Source organism: Aeromicrobium sp. UC242_57 (assembly GCF_044452305.1).
GTDB lineage: Bacteria > Actinomycetota > Actinomycetes > Propionibacteriales > Nocardioidaceae > Aeromicrobium.
In genome coordinates, this window is sequence record NZ_JBIOAM010000003.1 from 1108036 (window position 1) to 1133560 (window position 25525).

The window sequence follows — 25525 nt, forward strand, 5'->3', positions numbered from 1 at the left end:
AAGCGGCATTGGGGGCGCCCGCGCCTGACAGATGAGCCCGTGCACGAGCGAGCCGCAGGTGTGAGTCGCCGCGAGCCGGGTGTGGGGACTGTTCCTCAGAGCGACCGATCAGGTGCGGAGTGGCCCGATGGGCGGCTAGTGTCGGCAGATGGGCCGGATACTGCAGCGCGCTGAATCGCTGAGGCGTGCGGTGCTGGCCAAGACTCCGGTCCACGAGCTGTGCCGCAAGTGCGGTCATCGCAAGGACGAGCATCGAGGTAGCTGCCGGGCCTGCATGCGCGAGGAGCGGGTGGGCGGCGGCGATCGAAGCGATGCGCCGTGCTCGCGGTTCGGTCGGACGTCCTAGCTGTCCTGTGTGGGCGGAACCGGCGTCGAGGCACGTACCATTGAACGGTCATGACGAAGACCTATGAAGTGCGCACCTACGGCTGCCAGATGAACGTCCACGACAGCGAACGTCTCGGCGGGTTGCTGGAGACCGACGGCTACACGCGGGCCGAGGACGGCGCGACGCCCGACCTGGTCGTGTTCAACACGTGCGCGGTGCGGGAGAACGCCGACAACAAGCTGTACGGAAACCTCGGCCACATCGCGTCGGTCAAGGCCAAGAACCCCGGCATGCAGATCGCGGTCGGGGGCTGCCTGGCCCAGAAGGACCGCGACACCATCACCAAGAAGGCGCCGTACGTCGACGTCGTCTTCGGAACCCACAACATCGGTTCGTTGCCGGTGCTGCTGGAGCGGGCCCGTATCGCCGAGGAGTCCCAGGTCGAGATCCTCGAGTCGCTCGAGGTCTTCCGTCAACGCTGCCGACCAAGCGCGACTCGGTGTTCGCGGCCTGGGTTTCGATCAGTGTCGGCTGCAACAACACGTGCACGTTCTGCATCGTCCCGGCACTACGCGGCAAGGAGAAGGACCGCCGCCCGGGCGACATCCTCGCCGAGATCAAGGCGCTCGTCGCCGACGGCGTCATCGAGGTGACCCTGCTGGGCCAGAACGTCAACGCCTACGGCGTCGAGTTCGGCGACCGGCAGGCCTTCGCCAAGCTGTTGCGGGCGTGCGGCGAGATCGAAGGGCTCGAACGCGTACGGTTCACCAGCCCCCACCCCAAGGACTTCACCGACGACGTCATCGCCGCGATGGCCGAGACCCCCAACGTCATGCCGCAGCTGCACATGCCGTTGCAGTCCGGCTCCGATCGCGTGCTGAAGGCGATGCGCCGCTCGTACCGCCAGGAGAAGTTCCTCGGCATCATCGATCGCGTCCGCGAGGCGATGCCGGATGCGGCGATCACGACTGACATCATCGTCGGATTCCCCGGCGAGACCGAAGAAGACTTCGTCGAGACGATGGATGTCGTCCGCAAGGCCAAGTTCACGAGCGCGTTCACGTTCCAGTACTCCAAGCGTCCTGGCACACCGGCTGCCGAGCTGCCCGACCGCTGCCCAAGGCCGTCGTGCAGGAACGCTACGACCGGCTCATCGAGGTCGTCAACGAGGTTGCGTGGGACGAGGCGAAGAAGCAGGAAGGTCGTACTGTCGAGCTCCTGGTCGCCGACCATGAAGGCAAGAAGGACGGCGCGACCCTGCGCCTGACGGGTCGTGCCCGCGACAACCGGCTCGTCCACTTCGTCCCGGGCGAGCACGACGTCCGTCCCGGCGACATGGTCGAGGTCCGCATCACCTACGCCGCCCACACCACCTGGTCAGCGACGACGCCCCGGTCGCGTACCGGCGCACCACCGCCGGGGACGCCTGGGAGTCGCGGCAAGGAAAGACCGAGGTGCGGTCGGTCGGGCTCGGCATGCCAGCGCTCGGCGTCCCCGCTCCGCTGCCACCGGCGCAGGCGTGCGCGTTGTAGATCCGCAAACCTGTTGCCATCGATCACACCGCGTGGCAATGTGAACTGACTTGGCCTGTCTCGGGCACCGCAGTGAGGGGCACTGAATGCGTACGAAGATCCTTGGCGTGATCGCAGCGGCATCTGTCGCGGCGCTGACCCTCAGCGGCCCCGGCACTGCGTCGGCCGCATCATCCCAGCAGGATGCGGCGGCAGCCGCGGCGGCTTCTCCGATCGTGTGGAAGAAGTGCGCTGACGAAGACCTGCGCGACTTCGGCGCCAAGTGCGCGACCGTCTCGGTGCCGCTCGACTGGAACAAGCCACGTGGCAAGAAGATCAAGATCGCGATCTCACGGGTCAAGCACACCGTCAAGGCGAGCAAGTACCAGGGCGTCATGTTCGTGAACCCCGGCGGTCCGGGCGGTTCAGGTCTCGGACTGTCGTTCCTGGGGCAGATCATCCCGACGTACAAGGGCAAGACGGTCGGCGGAGCCTATGACTGGATCGGATTCGATCCGCGCGGCGTCGGCGCGAGCGAGCCTCAGGTCTCCTGCGATCCGAAGTACGCCGGCTACGACCGGCCCAAGTACGCCCCCGACAGCACCTACACGTACAAGACGTTCCGGGTGAGCGACCCGTGGCCAGCCAAGACTCTGGCCTACACGAAGGCGTGCAAGGCCAAGAACAGTGCCAGCATCCTGCGTCATCTGACGACCAAGGATGTCGCTCGCGACATGAACTTGATCCGTCAACGTCTCGGTGCCAGCAAGCCAACTACTACGGCTTCTCGTACGGCACCTACCTCGGGCAGGTCTACTCATCGATGTTCCCGAACCGCACCCGGCGCATGGTATTCGACGGCACCGTCGATCCGCGCGGGGTCTGGTACAAGGCCAATCTCAGCCAGGACGCAGCGTTCGACAAGAACATCAACATCTGGTTCGGCTGGCTGGCCAAGTACGACAAGGTCTACGGACTCGGCAACAGCAAGGCCAAGGTGCGCAAGCTTGTTCTACGACACTCGCGACGACCTGTACCAGAACCCGGTCACTGCTTCGGGCGGCAAGCCGGCGGCAGCGAGTGGATCGACAGCTTCCTGTACGCCGGCTACTACCAGTCGACGTGGACCGATCTCGCCGAGGCGTTCAGCGCCTACGTCAAGAAGGGCAATGTCACGCCGCTGGAGAATGCCTACCTCGACTCGTCGGGCTACGGAGACGACAACGGCTATGCGGTGTACCTCGGCGTGCAGTGCACCGACGTCGCCTGGCCGAAGGCTGGACGCGGTGGAAGAAGGACAACGACAAGCTGAACGCCTCGTCGCCGTTCATGACGTGGTCGAACGCCTGGTACAACGAGCCGTGCCGGCACTGGCCGGCCCCGGCCCGCACCCCCAAGAAGATCACCGGCAAGAAGGTCAAGAGCCTGCTGATGGTCAACGAGACGCTCGACGCGGCTACGCCGTACGCGGGCAGCATCGAGGTGCGCAAGCGGTTCCCGAAGGCCAGCCTGGTCGGGGTCATCGGCGGGACGACGCACTCCAACTCGCTGGCCGGCAACCCGTGTGTCGATCGGACGATCGCCCGCTACCTGTACGACGGCCACGTGCCGAAGCGGGTCAAGGGCAATCGCGCCGACAAGCGATGCTCGGCCCTGCCGCAGCCGAAACCGGCGTCAGCGGCGAAGGCGCAGCTGCCCTCGTTCAGCAACAGCTGGCGCGTCGACGTGCAGAAGCTCGCCGTTCCCCGGTAGGTCAGGAAGCAGTGACGCCATGATCAAGGACGATCTGCACGCCAAGCTGCGTGAGTCGCGTGCGACGCTCCTGGCCGCCGTCGACGGGCTGAGCGAGTACGACGTGCGGCGTCCGATGACGCCGACCGGGACCAATCTGCTGGGCCTGGTCAAGCACCTAGTCGGCATCGAGCACGTGTACCTGGGCGTGTCCTTCGGCCGTGCTGCGCCCGACGTGCTGCCGTGGGTCGAGGACGGATCGGTCTATCAGGGCGCTGACATGTGGGCGACCGCCGACCAGTCGACGGCCGACATCCTGCGCCTGTACGACCGTGCCTGCCAGCACAGCGACGAGACGGTCGTATCGCACGACATCGACAGCCCCGGGCAGGTGCCGCACTGGCCCGAGGAACGGGCCGACACGACGCTCGGCTTCTTGCTGGTGCGCATGGTCGCCGAGACCGCCCAGCACGCCGGCCACGCCGAGATCCTCCGCGAGACGATCGACGGGCGCACCGGCTCGGACACCCACGACTCAGGCACCGACTGGCCCACGTATCTCGCTCAGATCCGGGCGGCGGCCGACGTGTTCAAGCCCTGAGGGGCTCAGACCACCAACGTCGGGTGCAGCCGCTTCATCGTGACGGTCTGCTGGCGTCGTGCGGCGAGCACCGTGATGGACAGTGCCAGAAGGGTGAACAGCGCGAGCACGACGAAGTCGCGGACGATCCCGTCGGTTCCGCCCGCCAGGGCCGCGCGCATGCCGTGGACGGCGTACGTCATGGGCAGCAGGTCGTGGATCACGCCGAAGAACGGGGGAGCGGTCTCGATCGGATAGGTGCCACCGGCGGCGGTGAGCTGCAGGCTGACGAACACCAGCGCCGCGAAGCGTCCGGCACCCCCGAACAACGCCACGAACATCTGGTTGACCGCCGTGAACACCGCCGCAGTCATCAGGCAGACCCCGATCATGAGCCAGCGGCTGGCGGGTTCAACTCCGACGATCCCCTCGATGACCAGGAGCAGCAGCCCGACCTGCGTGAACGCGATCGCCAGTCCGGGGAGGTAGCCCGCCAGGGCGGTTCGCACGCTTCCGGTCGTCGATGCGATCGCCCGGGCCGACAGGGGGCGCAGCAGCAGGTAGATCGCCATCGCGCCGACCCACAGGGCCAAGGAGATGAAGTAGGGGGCGAGGGCCGCGCCGTAGTTCTTGACCGGGTGCACCCGTTCGGCCGCATCCTGGATCGGGGTCGCCGCGGTGGTGGCGGCTTCTCGCGCTCGGACTTGTCGTAGTCCGGTACCTGGCCGCTACCGTCCCGCAACCCGTTGGTGAGCTGAGCGCCCCGGCAGAGAGCTGCTCGGCGCCGTCGACGGCTTCGTGCTGCCATCGGCGAGACGGTCGGCACCGCCGGCGGCCTGCGCGGCTCCGTCGCTGAGCTGACCTGTCGCACCGGCGAGCTTCTGCGCACCGCCTGCGGCATCGCCGATCGCCTTCACGAGAGTCGGGACGCCATCGGCGAGCTGGGCGTTGCCATCGGCGACCTTCTCGGCGCCATCGGCCAGCTTCTGCGTTCCGCTGCTGAACTCGTTGGTCTGACCGCGGACGTCGCTCACGAAGCCCTTGAGATCGCCTGAGCCCTCTGCGGCCTGCCGCAGCAGGTTGCAGTCGAAGCCGGCAGGCGGGTCGTCCTCACAGCTCTGCGCGAGTTTTCGAGGTCCCGGGTCAAGGCAGTGATGTCGCGGTCGGCGTCTGCCGTCGCGCCGAGGATCGCCGAGCTGATGTCCTGCACCGTCGAGTCAGCTTCTGGTGCCGTCGGCCACCTGGCGTGAACCGTCGGCGGCTGTTGCGACTGACCGGCCAAGGGCCTGGTCTTGTCGTCCAGCTGGTCGAGGCCGCCAGACAAGCTTCTGCGCCCCGTCATCGAGCTGCTTCGCTCCGGTGGCCAGCTTCCGGGTGCCGTCGGCCAACGTCGCAGCACCGTCCGACAGCTCGCCGGCACCTCCCGCGAGCGCGTCGGCGCCATCGCCCAGCTTGGCGGCGCCCTTGGCCGCGTCGTCGAGAGCGAGTTGATGTCGGAGAAGCTGAGGTAGACGTTGTCGAGATAGGTCTCGGTGACCTGGGCGTTCAGAGCATTCTTCGCCGCGTGCAGGATCGTCTGCGCGATCGTCCCGTTGATGTAGTTGACCGCATCATCGGTCTGCAGGTCGAGCTTGCCCTGGATGGCGTCGACCGGATCACCACTGGTCGACGTGGCGGCCTTGGACAAGTTCTCGGGGATGGTCAGGACGGCCTTGTAGGTGCCATCGGCCAGGCCGCGCTGCGCATCTGCCGCATCGGTCAGGATCCAGTTGTAGTTGCTGGAGTCGGTGCTGCTGACCAGGTTGCCGGCGAGCTGACGACCGACCGCGACGGGTTGCTTCGTGCCGTCTCGTCCGGTCACCTCGATGGGCTGGTCGTGGTTGACGACGGCTGCGTCGACCTTGTCGAGGTTGCCGGTGGGATTGAGGTTGGCCCAGGTGTACATCGCGCCGTAGAACAACGGCACCATCAGGACGGCGACGATCGCTGCGCGGGTCAGTCGGCTGCGCTTGAAGCGCGCGAGCTCGAACCAGGGGAGAGCGGGAGAAGGGATCATCAGTGCATCAGCTCGTCGAGGGTGCGGGCGGTGTCCAGGTGCAGCAGGTGGAGCCGGCTGGACGGTGGGGGTGCGGAGGACGACGACTGGACGCTCGCGAGCAGGGTCACGTCGCGGTCTTCGAGCAGGTAGGTCAGCGCCGACCACAACAGGTCGATGTGCTCGCTGGCCCGCAGGTCGTCGATGTCGTCGACGACCAGCAGGCGGGGGTCGTCGGTCAAGGCCAGGACGACGCCGAGCAGCTTGCGTTCGAGCCGCGGCAGCGAAGACACCAGCGTAGATCCGTCGAAGGGGGTGTAGGGCAGGCCAGCGTCGTCGTGGGCGTTGACCAGCGCGTGCTCGAAAGCGTCGCGGACCGGCCCGATGCGCTTGCGGCTGACCCACAGCCCGAACGATCGGATCGAGAGACGTTCGGCGATGTGCTGGTCGATCGTCAGGTTGTCCTCGAGGTCGTTGATCCCACGGAACTCCGCCAGCGCGACCGATCGCCGCACCGCCGACGTCTCTTGGGGCAGCAAGAACCCGTTGACGCGCAGGCGACCGTCGTCATAGGCCATCCGGCCCGCGACGGTCAGCAGCAGTGCGGTCTTGCCTGAGCCGCTCGGGCCGTGGACGACGAGCCAGTCGCCAGCCTCGACCTCGAAGGTGACGTCGTTGAAGATCGGTCCTTCGGGGCCACCCGTGGTCAGACCGGCGGCGGTGATCGCAGCCGTCGAGTCAGGTCGTGGCCATGTCTGCAGCTCGACCCGGCGGTGCAGTGCCTCGCCCTCGACATCGACGTGGGGCAGCCGTGAGCCGAGGGCCTGGGGCAGCACCCATGAACGGCGTCCGAACAGCTGCAGGACGGCTGGCGCGAACAGCATCCGCACCAAGAACGCGTCGGCGAAGACCCCGATCGCGAGGGCGAAGGCGATCGGCTTGATGTTGGGGTCGCCTTCGGGCACGAAGGCTGCGAAGACCGCCAGCATGATGACGGCGGCAGCGGTCACGACCCGTGCGGCTGCCGACGAAACCGTCGACGACGGCGCGGTGCGGGTCGCCGGTGCGGACGTACTCCTCCTTCATCCGCGACATCAGGAAGACCTCGTAGTCCATCGACAGCCCGAACAGCACCGCCATCAAGATGATCGGCAGGAAGCTGATCAATGGGCCGGTCTGGTCGAGGTGCACGAGTCCTCGAGCCAGCCCCACTGGAACACCGCCACGACCGCGCCGAACGAGGCGCCGGTCGACAGCAGGAAGCCCAGCGTGGCCTTGACCGGCACGACGATCGATCGGAACACGATCATCAGCAGCAGCACCGAGAGTCCGACCACGACGATGCCGAACGGGAGCAGGGCCTCCTGCAACCGGTCGGAGACATCGATGCCGCCTGCGGTCAGACCGGTGACGGCGACGTCGACCCCGTGCTGCGACTTCCAGGCCGGGGCGCGGTCGCGGATCTCCCGGACCAGGTCGGCAGTCTGTGCGTCGGTGCCTGCAGTCGTCGGGATCACCTGGACGACGCCGGTGTCGGCGGTGCGGTTGGGCGTGGCCAGACCGATCGCCTCGACTCCCTTCATGGTGCGCAGATCTGCTGCGATGTCGTCGACGACTCCGACTGGATCAGTCGTGGAGATGATGTCGATGCTGACCAGCAGTGGCGCGTTGTAGCCGGGACCGAAGTGCTCGGCGACGAGGTCGTAGGCGACGCGTTGGGTGCTGCCGGCCGGGGCCGAGCCGTTGTCGGGCAGCGCCAGACGCAGGTCCTTGGCGGGGATCGCCATGACGGCCAGGCCCACCACCACGATGACGATGGCCATGATCGGGAAGCGGGTCACGCCGGTGACCCAACGCCGCGAGAAGCCGCCGGACGGGTGCGCGGCGTCGGGTGTGAGCTGGTGCCCGCGCGGCCGAGCAGGGCGGGGATGACGGTCAGCGCTACCGCGACGGCGATCACGACCGACAGCGCCGCGACCGCTCCCATCACGGTCAGGAACGGGATGCGGGCAATGGCCAGGCCGAGCAGTGCGATGACGACGGTGACGCCGGCGAAGACGACCGCCGATCCGGCCGTCGCGACGGAGCGGGCTGCGGCCTCTTCGGGATCGAGCCCGTCGGCGAGTTGTTCGCGGTGGCGCGAGACGATGAACAGTGCGTAGTCGATGCCGACGGCCAAGCCGATCATCAGCGCCAACAGGGGAGCGGTCGCCGAGATCGTCATGAAACCGGTCGCCGCGATCGTCAGCGCGGTCGTCACCAGCACCCCGAGCAAGGCTGTGACGATCGGCATGACGGCGGCCCGCAGGGGACCGAAACATCAGGTACAGCACGATGAACGCGACGACGACGCCGATGACCTCGGTGATCGACAGCTGTGGGCCGGTGTTGGTGAACACGTCGCCGCCGAAGGCGATGGTGTAGCCGGCAGCCTTCAGGGCGTCACCAGAGGCGACCAGCTGATCGCGATCGTTCGCGGTGACCGCTGTCAGGTCGCGGTCGAACTGCACCTGCACCTGCGCCGCCGTGCCGTCCTCGGACACGCCGATGGATGACAGCTTGTCGTACGGCGACACGACCTGGGTCACGCCGTCGACCTTCTTCATGTCGGTGATCGCATCGGCGACGGCTTGCTTGGTCTGCCAGTCGTCGACCGAACCGCCGTCAGGGGCGACGATGACCAAGAAGGCGCCGGCGCCGCTCAGCGGGGAAGGTACGCCCGAGCGAGTCGATGGCAGCCTGCGACTCGGTTCCGGGGATCTCGAAGGAGTTCTCGGTGCTCCCGCCGATGCCGAGAGCTGCAACGCCGGCGACGAGGAGCACCGCGACCCAGGCGCCGAGAACGCGGCGCGGATGACGGAAAGCCCAACGGCCGAGGGAGTAAAGAGAGGTCGACACCCTTTGACGATACGATTGTGTATCCAATACGTCAATGTATCGAGTACGCTGTGTGCGTCACAGAAGGAGGGACATGACCGAGGTAACCAGCGGCCAGCGGCCGGTGAGGCGACGTGCGGCAACCCGCGAGCGGCTGCTCGACGCGGCGCGCATCGTCCTGGCGCGCGATGGCATCCAGGGCGCATCGGTCGAGCACATCTGTGACGAGGCAGGATTCACCCGCGGAGCGTTTCTACTCCAACTTCACGACCAAGGACGATCTGGTGCTCGCCTTGTTCAACCGGGAGCACGAGACGATGCTGGCGACGCTCCATGCGGCGGCCGATCCAGTCTCGTACGAAGGCAAGGACGTGCTCGCGGCGATCAGGATCATCGTTGATCGGTTCCTGCTGCTCAACCCGCCCGAACGGGAGTGGTACCTGCTGCATGCCGAGTTCCAGGTGCTCGTCGTGCGTGACGAGGCCATGGGCCGGGCTTTTGCCGGCGTCCTGGCGCAGGTGCGGACCGACTTCGAGGCGTTCATCGAGTCGGTGCTCGAGGCATTGGGTCTGCGGCTGACCATCGCGGTGAGCCACGCAGCGACGATCCTGACCGGCAGCCAGCTGGCCCTGCGCGAAGCCTTCGTCGAAGGCCGCGCGCTCGACGAGAGCCTCCTTCAGGAAGCCCTGCCGAAGCTGCTTGAAAAGGTCACCGAACCCGCAACCTGACGACGTCCGTCGTCCAGCCCCGGATGTCGGCGGTTTTACGTCGATGGCTGACCCGGGACGACCCAGAACCGCCGACATCCTGAGCGGTGGGTGCTGGTGTGGCGGCATGATGGAGGCATGGCCATCCAGATTGCTCAGGATCCGCACGCCGATCAGGTCTTGTCCGACAGCTCGTTCGCGCTGCTTGCCGGGATGCTGCTCGACCAGCAGTTCCCGATGGAACGTGCGTTCGCGGGCCCGGCGAAGGTGCTCGACCGGTTCGGCACGCTCGATCCTGCCGCGATCGCAGACGCCGACCCCGAGTCGTTCGCCGACCTGTGCGCGACACCGCCAGCCATCCACCGCTACGGCAGGTCGATGGCCGGACGTCTGCAAGCGCTGGCCCGCATCGTGGTCGACGACTACGACGGTGATGCGTCCCGCATCTGGACCGAGGCGAAGTCAGGCGAGGCGCTCATGAAGCGGCTGACCGCACTGCCCGGATTCGGTGAGCAGAAGGCCAAGATCTTCACCGCCCTGGTAGCCAAGCAAGCTCGACGTGAAGCCGCGCGGCTGGACGACCGTGGCCGGTGACTACGCGCGCATGGGCTACCGCTCGGTCGCCGATGTCGTCGATGCTGATTCGTTGGCGAAGGTGCGGGCGTACAAGAAGGAGCAGAAGGAAGCGGCGAAGGCAGGTAACCTTCCAGCGTGATCGTCGCAGCGGCCGTGTGCCCGCATCCGCCCGTGCTGGTTCCCCAGATCGCCCCCGGCACGTCGCAGGAGCTCGGCGACCTGCGGCAGGCCTGCGACGAAGCCGTCCAGACACTGATGGCCGAGGGTCCTGACCGGATCGTCGTGATCGGCTCAGGCCGCCTGGCCGAAGACCTCGACGACTCCGCTGGAGGGACGCTGGCCGCCTACGGGGTCGACGTCCACGCCGGCGGGACAGACCACCAGCTGCCGCTCAGCCTGACGATCGGTGCCTGGTTGCTCGACCGAGCAGGGTGGACGGGGCCGCGGACGTACTCGACCGGTGCGCCGTCGGTCGACGGTCGCACAGCCCTGCTGGTGATGGCCGACGTCAGCGCCAGACGTTCGCTGCAGGCTCCCGGCTTCCTGGACGAGCGGGCCGAGTCCTTCGACGCGGCGATCTCGGCAGCACTCGCAGCTGGCGATGCCGAACGCCTGGCCTCGCTCGACTCGGCACTCGGCGAGGAGCTCATGGCTGCTGGGGTCGAGCCTCTGCGGTCTCTCGGACAGCTGGCGAAGGGCGCCGACATCGTCGCGCAGCTGCGCTACGACGCGGCGCCCCTCGGCGTCGGCTACATCGTGGCCGACTGGGTGCTGTCCTAGGAGTGGTCCCTGGACGGGACTAGGCCGGCTTGTCGGGGTTGTCGTCGGACTGCGCGAACTTGTCGACGCCTTCCTTGGCCTTGCCGGCCGCGCCGTCGATCTTCTCGTCGTACTTGCCCTTGGTGGCCTTGTTGGCCAGATCGGCGGCCTTGTCGATGCCCTTGTCGATCTTGTCGTTCTGGCTCGCCGCGAGGTCGGCAGCCTTCTCCTTGAGCTCAGGAGCCTTCTTCTTCAGCTTGTCGAGGAAACCCATGATCTGATCCTTCTTCTAAGAGGAGTGGGCGCCACCGCCCCCGTGTGGAAATCACAGTACTGCGAGAATTCGGCGTATGTCCTCAGCTGATCGCATGGTGGCCGTCGTCGGTCCCACGGCCTCGGGCAAGTCATCCTTGAGCGTCCAGATTGCGTCCGCCTTTGATGCCGGCGAGGTCATCAACGCCGACTCGATGCAGCTGTACCGGGGCATGGACATCGGAACCGCCAAGCCGACGGAGGCTGAGCGGCACGGCATCGTCCACCACCTGTTCGACGTCCTCGACGTCACCGAGACGGCCAGCGTCGCCGACTTCCAACGCTGGGCTCGTGAGGCGATCAACGACTGCGCCAGCCGCGGGACCACTCCGGTGATGGTCGGTGGCTCGTCGTTGTACGTCCGGGCCGTCGTCGACCGTCTCGACTTCCCGGGCACCGACCCGGCAGTCCGTCAACGGTGGGCGACCGAGCTGGCCACGCGCGGAGCCGAGGCGATGCACGCCGAGCTGGCCGCGCGCGACCCGGCCGCCGCCGCACAGATCTTGCCGACCAACGATCGCCGCATCGTGCGGGCGCTCGAGGTCATCGAGCTGACCGGCCAGCCCTTCACCGCCACGATGCCCGGTCACGACTCGATCTACGACGGCCTGGTGATGCTGGGGCTGGACGTGCCGCGCGACGTGCTCGATGCCCGCCTGACGGCTCGCGTCGACCAGATGTGGGCCGACGGCTTCGTCGACGAGGTGCGCTCGCTGCTGCCGCACGGCATCGAGGACAGCCTGACGGCGTCACGGGCCATCGGCTACCAACAGATCCTGGCGATGTTCCGCGGTGAGCTGAGCGAGGACGAAGCGCGCGAGGCGACGGTCACCGCGACCCGCAAGTTCGCGCGACGGCAAGACCGGCTGTTCCACAAGGACCCGCGCGTCCACTGGCTGCCATACGACGCCGACGATCTGATCGATCGGGCGCTCGCGATCGTCAGCGGCCACGGTGGCACGCAGTAGACTGGAGCTCATGACTTTCCCATGGCTCAAGGGGCACGGCACCGAGAACGACTTCGTGCTGCTCCCAGACCATGACGGCACGATCCACGGCGACCTGGACGGTGCCTTCGTGGCCGCCCTCTGCGACCGCCGACGTGGCATCGGTGCCGACGGCGTCATCCGTGTCATCCGGTCATCGGCGCTCGGCCTGCCGTCCGACGGCGAGTGGTTCATGGACTACCGCAACGCCGACGGCTCGGTCAGCGAGATGTGCGGCAACGGCATGCGCGTGCTCGCCCGTCACCTGGTCCAGGAAGGCCTGGTCGACCCGTCGACCTCTTTCGTGGTCGGCACACGTGACGGCGACAAGACCATCACGCTGGCCCCTTCGACAGGCTCAGAAGAGCAGGCGCTGATCAGCGTCGACATGGGCACGCCGCAGGTGCAGGGGAGCTTCCAAGATCGGCGTCGACGGACGCACGTGGGAGGCGCAGGACGTCCGCACCGGCAATCCCCACGCCGTGACCTTCGTCGAACGCCTCACCGACGCCGGCACGTTGCTGGAGCAGCCGGAGTTCGACCAGTCGGTGTACCCGCAGGGAGTCAACATCGAGTTCGTCGTCCGCGAGGGTGACCAGCACGTCGCCATGCGGGTGCACGAACGCGGCTCCGGAGAGACCCGCTCGTGCGGGACCGGCGCCTGTGCGGTGGCCGTCGCTGCGGCGACGGCTGACGGCGCAACCAGACCCACGACCTATCGCGTCGACGTGCCAGGCGGCACCGTCCACGTCACCTGGCAGGCCGATGACCACATGATCTTGACGGGGCCGGCCGACATCGTCGCGCGCGGCACCATGACATGGCTGACACAAGACGGGATTGCATGACCGACACTTCGACAGGCCCAGCGAACGAGACGGGCACCGACGGCCTCGAGCTGGAGGAGCGCAACTCACTGCGCCGCATCGTCAACCTCCGCACCGAGCTCGAGGACATCACCGAGGTCGAGTACCGGCAGCTGCGCCTCGAACGCGTCGTGCTGGTGGGAGTCTGGACAGAAGGCACGGTCGAGGACGCCGAGAACTCACTCGCCGAGCTGAAGCTTGGCCGAGACGGCCGGCTCCGAGGTGCTGGACGCCATGATCCAACGTCGGCAGAAACCTGATCCGGCGACGTTCATCGGCTCGGGCAAGGTCGAAGACCTTCGTGCCTCGGTCGAGGCGACCGGCGCCGACACGGTCATCTGCGACGGTGCACTGGCGCCCAGCCAGCTGCGCAACCTCGAGGACCGTTGCAAGGTCAAGGTCGTCGACCGCACGGCCCTGATCCTCGACATCTTCGCGCAGCACGCCAAGTCCAAGGAGGGCAAGGCTCAGGTCGAGCTCGCCCAGCTCAAGTACCAGACGCAGCGTCTGCGCGGATGGGGTGGAAACCTGTCCCGCCAGGCCGGTGGTCAGGCGGCCGGCGGCGAGGGCATCGGTGGACGCGGACCCGGCGAGACCAAGCTCGAGACCGACCGTCGTCGCATCCAGATGAAGATGACCAAGCTGCGCCGTGAGCTCGCCGAGCTGGGCAAGGCGCGCGAGACCAAGAAGGCCAACCGCAAGCGCCACGACATCCCGTCGGTCGCGATCGCGGGCTACACCAACGCCGGCAAGTCGAGCCTGCTGAACCGGCTGACCGACGCCGGCGTTCTGGTCGAGGACGCGCTGTTCGCGACCCTCGATCCGACGACTCGCCGCACCCAGACCGCCGACGGTCGCGTCTTCACGATGTCCGACACGGTCGGCTTCGTCCGCAATCTGCCCCACCAGCTCGTCGAGGCCTTCCGCTCGACGCTGGAAGAGGTCGCCGAGTCCGATCTGATCCTGCACGTCGTCGACGGTTCGCACCCTGATCCCGAGGGGCAGATCGCTGCTGTACGTGAGGTCTTCGCCGACGTCGACGCGACCGAGGTTCCCGAGATCATCGTGATCAACAAGGCCGATGCCGCCGATCCGATCGTCCTGCAGCAGCTGTTGTCGCGGGAGCCGCACGCGATCGTGGTCAGTGCGCGCACGGGCGAGGGCATCGACGAGCTGCTCAGCGCGATCGAGGCCGATCTGCCGCAACCGTCGAGCCAGGTCGACGTGCTGCTGCCGTACTCGCGCGGTGATCTGCTCAACCAGATCCACACCCAGGGCGAGATCGACTCCCTCGACCACGAGGCGGATGGCACGCACGTCGTGGCGCGGGTGCACGGAGCGCTGGCTGCCGAGCTCGAGCCCTACGCGGTCTGAAGGCTGCGCAGGGTCCGCACGGCGACGGTGACCCACGCTGCCAGCAGCACCACGAACAGCGCGACGGCGAGGTCGCGGAGCACGATGCTCCCGGTTGCCTCGGCCAGCCCTGACGCACCGGTGACCACGGTGCCGATCGGGAAGGTGAACGACCACCAGGTCATCGCGAACGGGAGACCCGTGCGGGTCGTGCGCACGGTCAGTGCCGTCGCGACCACCAGCCAGACGGCCGCGAGCGCCAGCACGGGGAGGCCGTAGACCATCGCGAGTCTGCTGTCGGGCGCCAGGGCATGCGCCGCGGTGACCGACTGGCCGAGCGGACCGACGACGATGAACAGCGTCGGGACCGTCGCTGCGGGGCCGAGCTGGCCTGCGAAGACTCGGCGGACGATCAGGATGATCAGCGGGAGGCTTGCGAGCAGGGCGACGACGAACAGGGTCCAGCACGTCGCCGTCATCGCAGGGCGGAGGTCAGCAGGCAGGTGCGGTGCGACGACGGCGCCCGTGGCGGCGCTGACCATGGGTGGCACGACTGGCATGAGCCAGCCGCCGAACGCGGTACCGCGATAGGTGTCTCGCAGCCGGCGGGGGATCGTGAGCGTCGTCCACAGGCCGATCGACGTGCCGATGACCCACAGGGTCAGTCCGACCGCGGCAGCAGCGGGCGTGCCGATGAGCGGGCGGCCAACCAGCAGGGCTCCGGCGCCGACCGTCATGAGGGCCATCGCCGGCGCGCCGTAGAAGTGCGCCAGGACGGGATCGCTCAGGTGGGCCCGCGCTTCCTCTGGGCGCACGAGCCACTGACGGGCCGTGACAACTACCAGCGCCACCAGGAGCCCGCACGCGAGGAGCCAGAACGCGACCGCGAGCTCAGCGCCGCCGGGAAGGTGGATCGGCAACGTGACGGCGGCGGTCGCCACGATCCCGGTACCCATGACCGAGGCGAACCAGTTTGGTCCCAGGAGGGGCCGCCGGGTCGCCACAGACGTGGACGCGGGGATCAGAACGGCGGTCATGTCTCCACCTTCGTCGGTCTGGAAGGCCGTCGGTAGAACCCCCGTTCCTGTGGGTCCACAGGCAGTGCCTGTGACTGGCGTAGCCTGGGGCGATGCCCCTCAGTCCCCACCTGCCCGACCTGACAGCCTTGTCGTTGCTGGTCGACGTCGCACGGTTCGGCAGCATCGGTGCTGCCGCGCGGGCGCAGGGCATGACCCAGCAGGCCGCCTCCGAGCGGCTGCGTGGTGTCGAGGCCCAGGTCGGCTTCACGGTCCTGCATCGCAGTGCCCGCGGTTCGACCCTGACCGCATCCGGGACCGTGCTGGTCGAGTGGGCGTCACGGCTGCTCGACGTCGCGAACGAGGTCGACGGTGCCATCGCCTCGCTGCGCACCGACCGCCGGCGGGAGCTGCAGGTCGCGGCCAGCATGACGGTGGCCGAGCACCTCGTGCCACGGTGGCTGGTCCAGCTGCCAGAACGCCAGACGCGTGAAGGGGTCGAGCCCACCGCGGTCAGCCTGCAGGCCGCCAACAGTCGTCATGTCATCGCGGCCGTGACGGACGGCTCAGCCGACCTCGGCTTCGTCGAAGGCACCGACGTGCCCGACGAGCTGGGCAGCCGGGCGCTGAGCTCTGATGGCTTGTTGCTCGTCGTGGCGGCCGGGATGCCCTTGTCGTCGCAGCGAACTGCGCTGACGCCGCTCCAGGTCGCGGACCTCTCACTGACCAGCCGCGAGGTCGGCTCGGGAACGCGCGAGGTGCTCGAACGGGCACTCGCCACGCACGGGCTGACCATGGCCGCGCCGGCCGTCGAGCTGACCACCTCGACCGCGGTGCGGGCATCGGTGCGGGCCGGGGGAGCGCCAGCATTCCTCAGCTCCTTGGTCGTCGAGAACGACGTCGCTGCCGGGCACCTGGTCGTCGTCCCGACGACGGGGCTCGACCTGCAACGCACGTTCCGGGCCGTGTGGGCTGGCAGTGACACCCCGCCGTCCGGCCCGGTGCGCGAGCTGCTGGGGCTGGCGAGCCAGTGACCTGTGGACGGCCCCCGCACGACCTGCGCACCGCCCAGATAACCTTCGAGATGTGCCTGACATCCGCGACGTCCTCCATGCTGCGGTCGAGGCGGTCGGCGGTGCTGATCGGCCAGGTCAGATCGAGATGGCCGAGGCAGTCAAGCGTGCCCTCGACACCGGTGAGCACCTCCTCGTCCAGGCCGGAACCGGCACCGGGAAGTCGCTCGGCTACCTGGTGCCGAGCCTGCTGCACGGCAAACGGGTCGTGGTCGCGACCGCGACCCTGAACCTGCAGCACCAGCTGGTCGAGCGCGACATCCCGGCGCTCAAGGCGGCCGCCAAGGTCACGCTCGACAAGGTGCCGCACCACGCAGTCGTCAAGGGACGCGGCAACTACGCGTGCCTGCACCGGGTGCGCGAGGGCGCGCCCGACGACCAGGGCACGTTGATTGATGTTCCCGAAGGCTCGCTGGGCGCCGAGGTCGTCGAGCTGCGCGAATGGGCCGAGGAGCAGGCCGCTGCGGGACACATCGGCGACCGCGACTCCGCACCCGCGCACAACGAGCGCGCCTGGCGACAGGTCAGCGTCAACCACCGAGAATGCCTCGGTGCCTCGCGATGCGCGCACGCGCTCGAGTGCTTCGCCGAGCTTCGCCCGCGAGGACGCGCAGACCGCACAGGTCGTGGTGACCAACCACGCCCTCCTGGCGATCGACGCGATCGACGGCGTGCCGATGCTGCCCGAGTACGACGCCGTCATCGTCGACGAGGCCCACGGCTCGCCGCGCGGGTCACCCAGGCATCGACCGACGAGCTCGACCCGGTCATCGTCGAACGCGCTGCCCGACGCGCCCGCGCCCACGTCGACGGCGCAGAGGCCGACGACCTGTCCGATGCCTCCGACAACCTCGCCGACGTGCTGGCCCGCACCGACGAGGGCCGCATCGACGATCCTGGTCAGCCCTTGCAAGAAGTCTTGGCCTTCGTCCGCGACACCGCCCGCAACTGCTTGTCGGCCTTTCCGAAGGACAAGGAGAAGGGCGAACCCGATGCCGCCCGGCTGCAGGCCAAGGGCATGGTCGACGAGGTCCGCAAGATCGCCGAACGGATGGCTGCCAAGGCCGAGACCGAGGTGCTCTGGCTGAGCGACCTGCGCGGCAACAAGCAGCTGCACATCGCGCCGATCGACGTCTCGGCGGCGCTGCGCGACAAGCTCTTCGGCAGCAAGACCGTCGTCCTGACCAGCGCGACACTCAAGCTCGGCGGGGGCTTCGATCCCGTCGCGCGGTCGCTCGGGCTCTGGGACAACGACCCGCCGTGGAGCTCGCTCGACGTCGGCTCGCCCTTCGACTACCAGCGGCAAGGCATGCTCTACGTCGCGCGAAGCCTGCCTGCGCCAGGTCGCGACGGTCTCGAAGAGGCGCAGTCGCCGAGATCACCGCCCTAATCGAAGCCGCCGGCGGACGCACCCTCGGCCTGTTCTCGTCACGCCGCGGCGCCGAGAAGGCTGCCGAAGAGGTGCGCGAGCGGCTGCCCGACATCGACATCTGGTGCCAGGGCGATGCGCAGCTGCCGGCTCGCCCGCCGGTTCGCCGAGACGCCCAGCACCTGCCTGTTCGGCACGTTGAGCCTGTGGCAGGGGGTCGACCTGCCGGGCGACACGTGCCGGCTCGTCATCATCGACCGCATCCCCTTCCCGCGGCCGGACGACCCGTTGATGAGCGCTCGCCAGAGGCTGGTCGAGAAGCGTGGTGGCAACGGCTTCATGGCCGTCGCGGCCAATCACGCGGCGCTGCTGCTCGCCCAGGGCGCCGGACGACTCATCCGTCGATCTACCGACAAGGGGGTCGTGGCGATCCTCGATCCGCGCATCGCGACAGCCAGATACGGATCGTTCCTGGCAGCGTCGCTGCCCGACATGTGGCGAACGACCGACCGAGAGACGGCCCTCGGGGCTCTTCGTCGACTCGACTCGGCTGCAATGGCCTCCGGAGCATCGACCGACTGATATCGTGAGGCGGCTGTCCGCCCATCACGCGTCTGGGGAATTCATGAAGTATCGCGGTGTCCTGTTGGTGCCGACCTTGATGGCAGTCGTTGCCGGTCTGCTGGTGGCATCACCGGCGGAGGCCGCGAGTCACAAGGCCTACCTGAAGTCCAAGAGCATTGCGATCTCGTCATCGGGCAAGGGCAAGGTCGCGATCTCCTGCACATCGTCGAGCACCTGCAAGGGAACGCTCCGATTTGCCGGATCGACCAAGTCGACCAAGTTCAGCGTGCCCGGCAAGAAGACCGTCTACCGCGCTGTCGCGCTGCGCACCGGCGACTCGGCCAACCCGCGCAACGGTACGTCCCGGAACGGTCAGTACCGCTACAAGTCGGGGCAGAAGCTGCGCATCACCGAGACCTCGCCCAAGAAGGCGACCACGACCTACACCGTGACGACCGAGACGGCCCTGGCAGGCCAGGAGATCACCGGCGTCCTCGATGGAATCGGCGGAAGCCAGGTCAGCGGAATCCGGGTCGAGCTGCTGAAGTACCTGCGCGGCGGCAACACCCAGGTCGTCGCGTTCCAGAACGACCTCGGCACCGGCGACCGCTACCGCTTCAGGGTCCGGCTCGGCGCCAACAACTCGCCGTCGGACGCCTACCGCCTGCGGATCAGCGCGAAGGACCAGGACGGCATCAGCCGCACCTGGTTCTGGCGCGGCACCGACAGCTCGCCGACCGGCGGTGGACGTTACCTGCGCGAAGCCAGCGTCGTCCGGGCCACGAAGGCCAGCGACTTCAACGCAGACTTCCAGTACTCCTCGCTGCGGGGCACCGCGCCGGCAGGAACGACGATCACGGCGGTCGGACCGCCCAAGTCGTTCAGCGGTGGGCGCAGCGTGACCCGCGAGCTCGACTACGTCGGCTGCGGCAACGCCTTCGGCGAGACCAAGTCGGTCGGTGGCACCTACCGCATCGACTTCCTGCCCTACCGGGCCGGCGATCGTCGCTACATGGTCTCGGCCCGCCGCGGTGCAGTCGACGCCTGGTACGGGCGACCGGCGGTGCAGCGGTTCGGCAGCTGCTTCGACGTCGGCAGCTACTCCTACTCGACCAGCAACCTGATCGCGCTCAACGGCACCAGCCCGGCGGTCCGCGATGTCGACGTGTCGTCCAGCGGCATCGACATCTCCGTCAAGGGCGCCTTCTCCGGCTTCAGCGCGACCGAGCAGGGCGATCGGTGGATCCGACTGCGCGAACGTGCTCCAGGTGTTCCGGTGCTCGACGCCCCGGTCGTGGCCGAGCGTCTCGGCAACAGCAGCGGCGACGCCACGTTGCGCAACGTCCCGCCTGGCAACTACTGGGTCGGCTGGGCCGCCGCACCGGCTGCTCTGACTGGTACCCCAGCCGGTTCCCCAACAACCGGGCCTACTTCAAGGGCGCCGACCGCACCGCCGAACGCTGGAAGGCGTTCCGCAAGCTCTCTGATCTTCCGGCGAGCCTCCGCTCGACCGCACGCAACGCCAATCCCAATCCGGCCACCGACGCCCAGAACAAGGTCAAGTCGGGCAGCAAGGGATGGATGTACCGCTCGCACTGCAAGGCCAACGGCGCAGGCAAGTACGTCAAGGTCAACGTCAGCGACACCGGTTCGTCGTACACCAAGAGCGTCTCGTTGACGTCGTCGAAGGGCGCGAAGGTCAGCGGCCGGGTCACCCGCACCGGTGGGCGCACCAACAAGGAGATCCTGGTGCGACTGTCCTCGACCGACGGCGTCCGGGTCCTGCGCACGGCCATGACCGACGGAGCAGGACGGTTCACGGTCTCGGGTCTGCCGAGCGGCAACTGGTCGGTCGCGGTCAACAGCGACTCGTGGCGGGGTATCGGTCGCGCGTTCAAGGGACGTCACTCGATCCGGGTCACCGCTGGCAAGAGTTATTCGGTGGGAACACTGCAGTTCCGGGGGTGACGTGCAGCGGGACCCCTGATGATTTGTTATGTTGACGGCTGCTTGTCATCAAAGTCCTCGGGGGAACTTCATGAGACTGCGTACGCCCGCGATCATCGCGGCACTCCTGGCACTGGTGGTGTCGCTGTTGTCAGCGCTGCCGGCAGAAGCTGCCAGCTACAGCGCGTCCGTCAAGACGACCCGTATTGCGTTGAGCGCGAGCGGAACCGGTCAGATCCCGGTTCGCTGCTCGCACAAGAAGAAGTCGTGCAAGGGCAAGATCTCGTTCCGGGACGACACCGGCACACCCCGTGCTCGCTCGTACTCGATCCGGCCGGGCAAGACGGCCAATGTCACGGTGTCGATCCACACCAACGCGGCAGACAACCCCCACAACGCGCCGGCCACACCCGGACGCGACATCAAGTCGGTCAAGAACGTCCGCTTGAAGGTCGCTGAGACCTCGCCGCGTCGCACGACCCACTACTACAACTCGATGACCACCGAGACGCGGCTGACCCGCCAGGACATCACCGGAACCGTCACCGGAATCGGCGGAAGCCTGGTCAGCGACGTGCGCGTCGACCTGCTGCGCTCGGTGCGCGGCGGAAACGTCGTGGTCGTCAAGGGCCAGGACGTCCCGAACAACGGCGGCCGCTTTCGGCTCGGTGTGAGCCTGGGCGCCAACAACGCCTCCAGCAGCCCTTACCGGCTGCGGGTCAGTGGCACGGACGCCCAGGGCGTGCGTCGGTCGTGGTTCTGGCGCGGCACCGACAACCGGCCCAGCGGTGGTGGTGCCCACCTGCGCGACGGCAGTGTCATCCGTGCGTCGCGGCTCAGCGACTTCGACGCCAACTTCACCTACGGCAAGATCTCCGGCACAACAGCTGCTGGCGCCGAGGTCACGGTGGCATCGCCACCGCCCAGCTTCAGCGGCGGCTCGACGACCCTGCGCGAGCTCGACATCACCCGCTGCGCCAACATCTTCGGCCAGACCAAGGCCAACAGCTCCGGCGGTTACGTCGTGCAGTTCCTGCCACTGACCGCGACCTCGTCGAACCGCTACATGGTCGGCGTCAAGAACGGCTCGACCCAGGCCTGGTACGGGCGCACCAACACGCGCTACGGCAGCTGCTACGACATCACGAACTACCGCTACAAGAAGACCAACCTGATCACCTTGACCGCGCCCTTGGTCAAGTCGCTGAACGCCTCGTCGAGCGACAACCGGGTCACCGTCAAGGCCCGCTACTCCAAGGCGTACAAGCCGACCCAGCAGGGTGACCGCTGGATCCGGCTGCGTGAGAAGATCCCCGGCACCCGTGTGCTCGACAGTCGCGTCGTCGCCGAGGGCTTCGCCAGCGCAGGTTCGAAGTCGCGGACGTTCAACAACGTCGCGCCCGGCGACTACTGGGTCGAGGTGGGACGGCGCACCGGCTGCTCCGACTGGTACCCCAGCAAGTTCCCCAACAACCGGGCCTACTTCAAGGGCAGCGATCGTTCTGCTGAGCGCTGGAAGTCCTTCAAGCGGCTGAAGGACCTGTCCGGCGGCAAGAACAGCGGCAACGAGGCGCGTGCCCGTCGGGCTGATCCGAATCCCGCCACCGACGCGCAGAACAAGATCAAGCGCGGCTACGCCGGTTGGATGTACCGCGGCTACTGCAAGGCGCACGGCGCTGGCACCGTCAACACGGTGCGCGTCTCCGGAACAGGTCAACGGATCACCAAGACGACTAGCACCAACCGCCAGGGTGCCGTGGTCAAGGGACGCGTCTCACGTACGAAGGGCCGCACCAACAAGGAGATCATGGTTCGCTTGTCCTCCTCAGCCGGTACGCGGGTCATCCGCACCGACATCACCGACGGCAGCGGGACGTTCTACATCGCCGGGCTGGCATCGGGCAAGTGGACGATCTCGGTCAACTCCGACTCGTGGCGCGGCATCGGACGCAAGTTCACCGGCCGCAAGTCGGTCACGGTTCGGGCCGGCAAGGGCTACAACGTCGGGACGCTGCGCTTCAACGGCTGATACCTCCGCATCCATCGTTGTGGCTCCACCTGAGAGGGTGGAGCCATGACTGTTCTCGTCACCGGCGGTGCCGGCTACATCGGCTCCCATGTCGTCCGGGCCTTCCGGCTGGCCGGCCTCGACTGTGTCGTCGTCGACGACTTCTCCAGCGGTCACCGTGGTTTCGTGCCTTCAGACGTCGAGCTGATCGACACCACGATCCTCGACACGACGATCGTCGCCAAGGCGATGGTCGAGCACGAGGTCGAGGCCGTCGTCCACCTGGCTGGGTTCAAGTACGCGGGGGTGTCGGTGCAACGCCCCCTGCACACGTACGAGCAGAACGTGCAGGGCACCGTGAGCTTGCTGCGAGCCATGAACGAGGCAGGCGTCGACAAGATCGTGTTCTCGTCGAGTGCGGCCGTCTACGGCACCCCTGACGTCGACCTGGTCACCGAGACGACCCCCACGGCGCCCGAGTCGCCGTACGGCGAGAGCAAGCTGATCGGCGAGTGGCTGCTGCGCGACACCGCGCGGGCACATGGCTGCACCACACGTCATTGCGCTACTTCAACGTCGTCGGCTCGGCAGTTCCCGATCTGTACGACACGAGCCCGCACAACTTGTTCCCTCTGGTCATCGAGGCGCTGCAGGAAGGCCGTACCCCTCGCATCAACGGTGACGACTATCCGACCGCTGACGGCACGTGTGTGCGTGACTATGTCCATGTCGCCGATCTCGCGGACGCCCACGTCGTCGCTGCGCGCAAGCTTACTGGCTGGCAGCCCGCTAGAACCGGTCTACAACCTGGGCAGCGGCGACGGGGTCTCGGTGCGCCAGATCATGGATGCGGTCGCCGAGGCGACCGGTATCGCCTTCGAGCCGCAGATCACCGAGCGACGTCCAGGGGACCCGGCGCGGATCGTCGCATCGGGTGAGCTCGCGTCACGTGATCTCGACTGGACGATGCGCCACTCGGTCGCTCAGATGGTCAGCAGCGCCTGGAACGCCCGCCAGTCTGCTTCGTGAGCCAGGCCTGTTCTTGAGCTTGCAGAAAGGTCGGCTGTCATCGCCATATGACGATGACAGCCGACCCGAGCGATGCTAGTGAAGTGGCCGCCCTGACAGGTGCAGCGTGCTTGTTCAACGGATTCAGTGACCGGTCTCGGTTGGCCATCGTTCAACACCTGCTGACTGACGAGCACCGAGTCGTCGATCTGGTGGGTCGCCTCGGCCTGGCCCAGTCCACGGTGTCCAAGCACTTGGCCTGCTTGGTCGACTGCGGCATCGCGCGTGTCAGGTCGCAGGGGCGGGCCTCCGTGTACTCCCTGGCCCACCCGGAGGCGACCCTCGAGCTGCTGGCCGCCGCCGAACGCGTCCTGGCTCTGACAGGTGACGCGGTCACCCTGTGCCCGGTCTACGGCATCGGTAGCGACCAGGAGCAGTCGTGAGCGCAAACGCCCACACCTCAGCCGTCCCGCTGGCAGCACACGACAGGGCGCGTCTGGGGCGTCGAGCTCAGTTGTTGGCGGGTGTATCGGTGGCGTACAACGTCGTCGAAGCAGTCATCGCAGTCACCGCAGGTCTGGTCGCCGGCTCGGTGGCTCTCGTGGGGTTCGGCCTGGACTCGGTCGTCGAGGTGTCCAGCGGGCTCATCATCCTCTGGCAGTTCCGCCACCGGCTTCCTGAGACCCGGGAGAAGCAGGCACTGCGGCTGATGGCGTTCTCGTTCTTCGCGCTGGCTGCCTATGTGTTCTTCGAGTCCTTCCGGTCGCTCGTTGTCGGCCATGAACCCGACCCGTCGCCTGTGGGCATCATCTTGGCTGCAGTGTCTCTGGCGATCATGCCGTTCTTGTCGTGGGCGCAGCGGCGCACCGGCAAGGCCCTCGGGTCGAACGCTGTCGTCGCGGACTCCACGCCAGACCCTCCTGTGCACCTACCTGTCCGCAGTGCTGCTCATCGGACTCGTGCTGAACGCCACCCTGGGATGGACGTGGGCAGATCCGGTCGCCGGACTCGTCATCGCTGGCGTCGCGGTACGCGAGGGCGTGGAAGCGTGGCGCGGCGAAGGATGCTGTGCTCCGAGCGGAGTGAGTGCATCCACCGACGACTGCTGCTCGTGCGCTGTCCGTGGGGCCTGTCGAAGGGGCCGAACCTCACACCTTCCGCAGGACCGCCGTGACCTTGCCGAGGATCGTGGCGTGGGTGCCGTCGATGGGGGAGTAGTCGTCGTTGTGCGGCAGCAACCAGACCTGGCCGTCCTTGCGCTGGAAGGTCTTGACCGTGGCCTCGCCGTCGAGCATCGCGGCGACGATCTCGCCATTCTCGGCGTTGGGCTGCTGGCGGATCACGACGTAGTCGCCGTTGCAGATCGCCGCATCGACCATCGAGTCGCCGGAGACCTCGAGCAGGAACAGTGTGCCGTCGCCGACCAGCGACTTGGGCAGCGGGAAGATCTCTTCGACGCGCTCTTCAGGCGAGGATCGGCCCGCCGGCGGCGATACGCCCGACGAGCGGACGTTGGTCGCCGTGGGTGCGGCATCGTTGATGCCGGTCTCGTCGAACGGCGCTTGATCGAGCGAGGTCTGCTCGAGCTGCCCCTCAGGGTGCGGCACGGCGGACATCGACCGGCGCGCGGCCATGACGTCGGGCAGGAAGATCTCGAGAGCACGAGGGCGGTTGGGGTCGCGCTTGACGTAGCCCAGACCTTCGAGCGTCCTCAGCTGGTGAGCGACCGACGACGTGCTGGTCAGACCGACCGCAGCACCGATCTCGCGCATGCTGGGCGGGTAGCCGCGCTTCTCGATCTCGTCGCGCAGGAACTCCAGGACCTTGCGCTGACGGGTGGTCAGCCCGGTGGAGTCGGCCGGCCCGTCGGGCAAGCCGGTGACGTCGGCTTTGCGTTCGTCGCTCATGTGTGAACACTA

General features: G+C 67.5%; 24 protein-coding genes and 10 pseudogenes. 21 read left to right on the forward strand and 13 right to left on the reverse strand.

Annotated features, from left to right (window positions below):
- The first annotated feature begins 148 nt into the window (after positions 1-148).
- The 5 genes and pseudogenes from ACHMWU_RS17150 to ACHMWU_RS17170 all read left to right on the forward strand — a co-directional run bounded on the left by ACHMWU_RS17150 (position 149) and on the right by ACHMWU_RS17170 (position 4171).
- A complete protein-coding gene (locus ACHMWU_RS17150) occupies positions 149-346 on the forward strand; it encodes a hypothetical protein (RefSeq protein WP_396045421.1) in 198 nt (65 codons plus the stop codon).
- A 50-nt stretch (positions 347-396) separates the two neighbouring features.
- A pseudogene (gene miaB, locus ACHMWU_RS17155) lies at positions 397-1860 on the forward strand (tRNA (N6-isopentenyl adenosine(37)-C2)-methylthiotransferase MiaB).
- A 616-nt stretch (positions 1861-2476) separates the two neighbouring features.
- A complete protein-coding gene (locus ACHMWU_RS17160; protein ID WP_396045423.1) occupies positions 2477-3151 on the forward strand; it encodes a hypothetical protein in 675 nt (224 codons plus the stop codon).
- Between the two features lie 17 nt (positions 3152-3168).
- On the forward strand, positions 3169-3591 hold the full coding sequence (locus tag ACHMWU_RS17165; protein WP_396045425.1) for an alpha/beta hydrolase: 423 nt from the start codon (positions 3169-3171) through the stop codon (positions 3589-3591).
- A 19-nt stretch (positions 3592-3610) separates the two neighbouring features.
- Complete coding sequence (locus tag ACHMWU_RS17170; protein WP_396045427.1) at positions 3611-4171, forward strand: DinB family protein; 561 nt, start codon at positions 3611-3613, stop codon at positions 4169-4171.
- A gap of 5 nt (positions 4172-4176) precedes the next feature.
- Here the strand turns inward: ACHMWU_RS17170 and ACHMWU_RS17175 are convergent.
- The 10 genes and pseudogenes from ACHMWU_RS17175 to ACHMWU_RS17220 form a co-directional block, all read right to left on the reverse strand.
- Positions 4177-4821 (reverse strand): annotated as a pseudogene (locus ACHMWU_RS17175) (YhgE/Pip family protein); the annotation flags it as partial.
- A gap of 57 nt (positions 4822-4878) precedes the next feature.
- The gene (locus ACHMWU_RS17180) at positions 4879-5184 is read right to left on the reverse strand and encodes a hypothetical protein (RefSeq protein WP_396045429.1); all 306 of its coding nucleotides are present in this window, start codon (positions 5182-5184) and stop codon (positions 4879-4881) included.
- A 183-nt stretch (positions 5185-5367) separates the two neighbouring features.
- Positions 5368-5601, reverse strand: coding sequence for a hypothetical protein (locus ACHMWU_RS17185; protein ID WP_396046854.1), 234 nt, complete (start codon positions 5599-5601; stop codon positions 5368-5370).
- A 68-nt stretch (positions 5602-5669) separates the two neighbouring features.
- A pseudogene (locus tag ACHMWU_RS17190) lies at positions 5670-6206 on the reverse strand (YhgE/Pip domain-containing protein); the annotation flags it as partial.
- Positions 6206-7195, reverse strand: coding sequence for an ATP-binding cassette domain-containing protein (locus ACHMWU_RS17195; protein ID WP_396045431.1), 990 nt, complete (start codon positions 7193-7195; stop codon positions 6206-6208). The pseudogene ACHMWU_RS17190 and the gene ACHMWU_RS17195, both read right to left, overlap by 1 nt.
- A 76-nt stretch (positions 7196-7271) precedes the next feature.
- Positions 7272-7325 (reverse strand): annotated as a pseudogene (locus ACHMWU_RS17200) (hypothetical protein); the annotation flags it as partial.
- Between the two features lie 23 nt (positions 7326-7348).
- Positions 7349-8026 carry an MMPL family transporter gene (locus tag ACHMWU_RS17205; RefSeq protein WP_396046856.1) on the reverse strand — a complete coding sequence of 226 codons (678 nt, stop codon included), beginning with the start codon at positions 8024-8026 and terminating at the stop codon, positions 7349-7351.
- Positions 8023-8478 (reverse strand): MMPL family transporter, encoded by a 456-nt coding sequence (locus ACHMWU_RS17210; RefSeq protein WP_396046858.1) that lies wholly within the window; start codon positions 8476-8478, stop codon positions 8023-8025. Before ACHMWU_RS17210 ends, ACHMWU_RS17205 begins: the two co-directional genes overlap by 4 nt.
- A gap of 73 nt (positions 8479-8551) precedes the next feature.
- Positions 8552-8869 (reverse strand): annotated as a pseudogene (locus ACHMWU_RS17215) (MMPL family transporter); the annotation flags it as partial.
- Positions 8850-9083, reverse strand: coding sequence for a hypothetical protein (locus ACHMWU_RS17220; RefSeq protein ID WP_396045433.1), 234 nt, complete (start codon positions 9081-9083; stop codon positions 8850-8852). The gene ACHMWU_RS17220 and the pseudogene ACHMWU_RS17215, both read right to left, overlap by 20 nt.
- Positions 9084-9156: 73 nt before the next feature.
- On the opposite strand from ACHMWU_RS17220, the gene ACHMWU_RS17225 reads away from it, so the two are divergent.
- From ACHMWU_RS17225 to ACHMWU_RS17245, 5 genes are all read left to right on the forward strand, one after another.
- Positions 9157-9462: a TetR/AcrR family transcriptional regulator gene (locus ACHMWU_RS17225; protein WP_396045435.1), complete on the forward strand. Its 306-nt coding sequence runs from the start codon at positions 9157-9159 to the stop codon at positions 9460-9462.
- Positions 9434-9790, forward strand: a complete 357-nt coding sequence (locus ACHMWU_RS17230; RefSeq protein WP_396045438.1) for a hypothetical protein — start codon at positions 9434-9436, stop codon at positions 9788-9790. The genes ACHMWU_RS17225 and ACHMWU_RS17230 overlap by 29 nt, the downstream gene beginning before the upstream one ends.
- Before the next feature lie 117 nt (positions 9791-9907).
- Positions 9908-10363 carry an HhH-GPD-type base excision DNA repair protein gene (locus tag ACHMWU_RS17235; RefSeq protein ID WP_396045440.1) on the forward strand — a complete coding sequence of 152 codons (456 nt, stop codon included), beginning with the start codon at positions 9908-9910 and terminating at the stop codon, positions 10361-10363.
- On the forward strand, positions 10353-10484 hold the full coding sequence (locus ACHMWU_RS17240) for a hypothetical protein (protein WP_396045442.1): 132 nt from the start codon (positions 10353-10355) through the stop codon (positions 10482-10484). Before ACHMWU_RS17235 ends, ACHMWU_RS17240 begins: the two co-directional genes overlap by 11 nt.
- A 32-nt stretch (positions 10485-10516) precedes the next feature.
- Positions 10517-11125 (forward strand): hypothetical protein, encoded by a 609-nt coding sequence (locus ACHMWU_RS17245; protein WP_396045444.1) that lies wholly within the window; start codon positions 10517-10519, stop codon positions 11123-11125.
- Positions 11126-11144: 19 nt separating this feature from the next.
- On the opposite strand, the gene ACHMWU_RS17250 is transcribed toward ACHMWU_RS17245, so the two are convergent.
- Positions 11145-11378 carry an antitoxin gene (locus ACHMWU_RS17250; RefSeq protein ID WP_396045446.1) on the reverse strand — a complete coding sequence of 78 codons (234 nt, stop codon included), beginning with the start codon at positions 11376-11378 and terminating at the stop codon, positions 11145-11147.
- A gap of 76 nt (positions 11379-11454) precedes the next feature.
- On the opposite strand from ACHMWU_RS17250, the gene miaA reads away from it, so the two are divergent.
- The 3 genes and pseudogenes from miaA to hflX all read left to right on the forward strand — a co-directional run bounded on the left by miaA (position 11455) and on the right by hflX (position 14642).
- Positions 11455-12384: a tRNA (adenosine(37)-N6)-dimethylallyltransferase MiaA gene (gene miaA, locus ACHMWU_RS17255; protein WP_396045448.1), complete on the forward strand. Its 930-nt coding sequence runs from the start codon at positions 11455-11457 to the stop codon at positions 12382-12384.
- Between the two features lie 10 nt (positions 12385-12394).
- Positions 12395-13250 (forward strand): annotated as a pseudogene (dapF, locus tag ACHMWU_RS17260) (diaminopimelate epimerase).
- Positions 13247-14642 (forward strand): annotated as a pseudogene (gene hflX, locus ACHMWU_RS17265) (GTPase HflX). Before dapF ends, hflX begins: the two co-directional pseudogenes overlap by 4 nt.
- On the opposite strand, the gene ACHMWU_RS17270 reads toward hflX, so the two are convergent.
- A complete protein-coding gene (locus ACHMWU_RS17270) occupies positions 14630-15658 on the reverse strand; it encodes a TDT family transporter (protein ID WP_396045450.1) in 1029 nt (342 codons plus the stop codon). The pseudogene hflX and the gene ACHMWU_RS17270 sit on opposite strands and share 13 nt — an antisense overlap.
- A 92-nt stretch (positions 15659-15750) precedes the next feature.
- Here ACHMWU_RS17270 and ACHMWU_RS17275 point away from each other — a divergent pair, with 92 nt between their 5' ends.
- The 8 genes and pseudogenes from ACHMWU_RS17275 to ACHMWU_RS17310 all read left to right on the forward strand — a co-directional run bounded on the left by ACHMWU_RS17275 (position 15751) and on the right by ACHMWU_RS17310 (position 24780).
- Entirely contained in the window at positions 15751-16671 is a 921-nt protein-coding gene (locus ACHMWU_RS17275) for a LysR family transcriptional regulator (RefSeq protein WP_396045452.1), read from the forward strand.
- Positions 16672-16798: 127 nt separating this feature from the next.
- Positions 16799-18661, forward strand: a pseudogene (locus ACHMWU_RS17280) (ATP-dependent DNA helicase).
- A gap of 43 nt (positions 18662-18704) precedes the next feature.
- On the forward strand, positions 18705-20321 hold the full coding sequence (locus tag ACHMWU_RS17285) for a hypothetical protein (RefSeq protein ID WP_396045454.1): 1617 nt from the start codon (positions 18705-18707) through the stop codon (positions 20319-20321).
- Entirely contained in the window at positions 20225-20611 is a 387-nt protein-coding gene (locus ACHMWU_RS17290; RefSeq protein WP_396045456.1) for a carboxypeptidase-like regulatory domain-containing protein, read from the forward strand. The genes ACHMWU_RS17285 and ACHMWU_RS17290 overlap by 97 nt, the downstream gene beginning before the upstream one ends.
- A 70-nt stretch (positions 20612-20681) precedes the next feature.
- Complete coding sequence (locus ACHMWU_RS17295; RefSeq protein WP_396045458.1) at positions 20682-22619, forward strand: hypothetical protein; 1938 nt, start codon at positions 20682-20684, stop codon at positions 22617-22619.
- Between the two features lie 45 nt (positions 22620-22664).
- A pseudogene (locus ACHMWU_RS17300) lies at positions 22665-23536 on the forward strand (NAD-dependent epimerase/dehydratase family protein).
- A 144-nt stretch (positions 23537-23680) separates the two neighbouring features.
- A complete protein-coding gene (locus ACHMWU_RS17305; RefSeq protein ID WP_396045460.1) occupies positions 23681-24049 on the forward strand; it encodes an ArsR/SmtB family transcription factor in 369 nt (122 codons plus the stop codon).
- Between the two features lie 89 nt (positions 24050-24138).
- Positions 24139-24780, forward strand: coding sequence for a cation transporter (locus ACHMWU_RS17310; protein ID WP_396045462.1), 642 nt, complete (start codon positions 24139-24141; stop codon positions 24778-24780).
- On the opposite strand, the pseudogene lexA reads toward ACHMWU_RS17310, so the two are convergent.
- Positions 24755-25513, reverse strand: a pseudogene (lexA, locus tag ACHMWU_RS17315) (transcriptional repressor LexA). The gene ACHMWU_RS17310 and the pseudogene lexA overlap by 26 nt on opposite strands.
- Positions 25514-25525: the final 12 nt, after the last annotated feature.